At 56.9% G+C, this 2,547-nt stretch carries 3 protein-coding genes and 1 pseudogene; 2 read left to right on the plus strand and 2 right to left on the minus strand.

The features are described from left to right. Nucleotides 1-788 (minus strand): hypothetical protein (locus NW820_RS11795; RefSeq protein ID WP_414407582.1); only part of this gene is annotated, 788 nt, incomplete at its 3' end. Between the two features lie 330 nt (nt 789-1,118). On the opposite strand from NW820_RS11795, the gene psbV reads away from it, so the two are divergent. Both psbV and psbV2 read left to right on the plus strand, forming a co-directional pair. Next, entirely contained in the window at nt 1,119-1,661 is a 543-nt protein-coding gene (psbV, locus tag NW820_RS11800) for a photosystem II cytochrome c-550 (RefSeq protein ID WP_011434097.1), read from the plus strand. Nucleotides 1,662-1,687: 26 nt separating this feature from the next. Further along, complete coding sequence (psbV2, locus tag NW820_RS11805) at nt 1,688-2,191, plus strand: photosystem II cytochrome PsbV2 (RefSeq protein ID WP_414380910.1); 504 nt, start codon at nt 1,688-1,690, stop codon at nt 2,189-2,191. A gap of 183 nt (nt 2,192-2,374) precedes the next feature. Here psbV2 and NW820_RS11810 read toward each other — a convergent pair. After that, nucleotides 2,375-2,547 (minus strand): annotated as a pseudogene (locus NW820_RS11810) (RNA-guided endonuclease TnpB family protein); the annotation flags it as partial.

Genomic DNA, 2,547 nt, shown 5'->3' on the forward strand with positions numbered 1-2,547 from the left:
ACTTCCCGATCCAGGCGGGATCCGGCCCCGTAGGGATCTTCTGAGGGAGGTTCCAGCCGTTGCCCCAGAGGGGGCATCACCATAATGCCTGGCTGCATGCTGGTGCTGCTGACCCAGATTTTGAAGCGATCCACTGCTACATCCATCCCTTCTGGCAGTTGCATCTGCAGCAAGTAGCGGGGGCCAGAGCCAATCAGCAGGCTCTCGTTGGGGCGTAAACGGGCAGGCAGATCTGGTTGATAGGGGTAAACCAAATCCACGCTGTACCGCCGCTCGTCAAAGACGGTGACATAAACATGCACTGGAGTGGGGGCTCTGTTTCTCAAGGCAATGGCCAGGTTGCGGCCTGCTTGGATTTGCACTTTCCCTTGGGGATCCCGCGGCAGGGGGCTCACTTCGGCAGGGGCAGAGCTGCTGGCCGGGGTTTCCAGTTGGAGAAATTCCACTTCCAAGATGCTGCTCAGCGCATCGCTGGCAGGTTGCAGGTTCAAAAGATTACCAAAAGCAGCCACGTGCTCCAACAGCCGCACCAGCTTGCGAGGCAGGGCCAGTAGCTTCTTCACCGGGATCCGGAAGGCCGCCAGAGCCACCTCTTCCCCCCGCCGGTAAAAGTGATAAGTGGCATCGGGCAACAGCTCTACCCGCAAGTCCGCTGCTTCCGGGTCTGTGTAGGTCAGAAGCGGTGAGGCCGGCAAGGCCGCCAGCAAATCGGCAACGGGCATTTGCACTTGACTGGGATCCGCACAGGTGAAAGCCACCCGCAACGGCTGGAATCGGATAGAGGACATGGGGAAAACCTGGAACGGAGTCTGCCGTATTCTCCTGCTCTGAGGTTGCCAGGCAAGCAAGCCAAGCTCTATATTACCTGCATTACCTGCTCATTACCTGCTCAGTTCTCTCGACCGGGCTGTGGCCAAGTCAGCTCTCGGCCAACAGACTCCCAACAGGCCATAGCTCCGTAATCAAACTTAACACCAAAGGCAAATGGAACCATTGGGAAACTATCCCGGATCCCATCTGCAAATGATCTCTTAATGGTCTATTCTTGATCCTGTTGTCGGGTTTGTGGCTGGAGTGGAGCCCACCTCTCCTCTTTCTAGGCTGATCTACGGAGAACCATGTTTAGCAAAGCTTTTTCTTTTCAGAAGGTGTTTGCGCCAGCGCGTCGTCGGTTGCTTGTCCTGCTGTTGGCTGCGTTGATGGCTGGGTTTGGCTGGGGTCTGGCTCCAGTGTTTGCAGCTAGGGATATTCCTGCAGTGGCTCTGTCGCCAACTGAGTCTATTACCTTTACCGAAGCCCAGTTGGCCAAAGGGAAGAAGCTATTCAACACCGCATGCGCCCAGTGCCATGTGGGCGGCCAGACCTATCCCAACCCGGATGTGAGCTTGAAGCTTTCGGATCTGGAGGGGGCAACTCCCCCACGGGATAATGTGCTGGCGATTGTGGATTACATCAAGAATCCAGTCACCTATGACGGGGTGGAGTCTCTGTTGGAGTATCACCCCAACACCCAGCTCACCAGTGAGTATCCACGTCTGCGCAACCTCACCGACGAGGATCTGAAGCTGATTGCGGGCTACATTCTGGTGCAGGCCAAGACCGTTCCCGGCTGGGGTGGTACCAAGAACGAAAGCCACAGCGACCTATCAGCCTATCTCTAATGCCGCATCTGGATCAGAAGTTGCCTATGAGATGGCGGATCCCGTCTCGCCTCTGGGCCTGGGTCGGGATCCTAGCTTTGTTGTGGCTGGGGCTGGCCAGTCCGGTGGCTGCCCGCATTGATCCTTACGTGAACCAGTATTTGCGGGTGAGTGGCCCTGTGGAATTGCCTCTAGATGCCGCAGGGCATACCCTCACCTTTACCCCAGAGCAGCTCACGGACGGCAAAAATCGTTTTCAGTCCGCCTGTTTGAATTGTCATGTGGGCGGTGCCACTTTGCCGGCTCCCAACATTTCCCTCTCTTTGAAGGACTTGCGCGGTGCCACTCCACCCCGAGATACCCTTCAAGCCTTGATGGAGTACCAGCGGGATCCCCGCAGCTACGATGGCTCGGATTCCAGCTATGGATGCCGACCTGTACCCCCTTCCTGGATGGACGACGAAGCCCTGAGAAATCTGGCTGCCTTTATTCTCAGAGCGGCTCAGGTTGCCCCTGGCTGGGGATCCAACGATTTGATCGATGCCGGTTAGGGTGTAGCACAAAAGCCACCGTGCTAGGCCCGCCAAGGCGAGCTGCATAGCGGTACGGCAGGGCTTTAGACCCAATTCTTTGGTAAGGGCACCTTCTTTTCGCTTTTCAATGCGCTTCTGGCCGCGCGAACCCATCTTTGCCCAAGAGAAGCAGAGGAGAAGTAAACTACCCGGCTCCGACCGCTAAGCGGTACGGAGCGGGCTTTCAGTAGCCCTGAGCCTGCTCTGCTCTACCAGAGAACAAAACAAGCCCGGACCTCTAGGCTGGTTTACGACAGCCCCCAAGAGCGCAATCACATTCGCACCATTCAAATCCGCATCCCCTTCCCATCCACAGTGCCCACACTTGAACGACT

The organism is Synechococcus sp. R55.7 (assembly GCF_047461955.1).
In the GTDB taxonomy this organism is placed as follows: domain Bacteria; phylum Cyanobacteriota; class Cyanobacteriia; order Thermostichales; family Thermostichaceae; genus Thermostichus.

Coding starts and splice junctions, on each gene's coding strand:
- psbV2 (WP_414380910.1), top strand. CDS start 1,688: ATGAGATGGCGGATCCCGTCTCGCCTCTGGGCCTGGGTCGGGATCCTA.
- psbV (WP_011434097.1), top strand. CDS start 1,119: ATGTTTAGCAAAGCTTTTTCTTTTCAGAAGGTGTTTGCGCCAGCGCGT.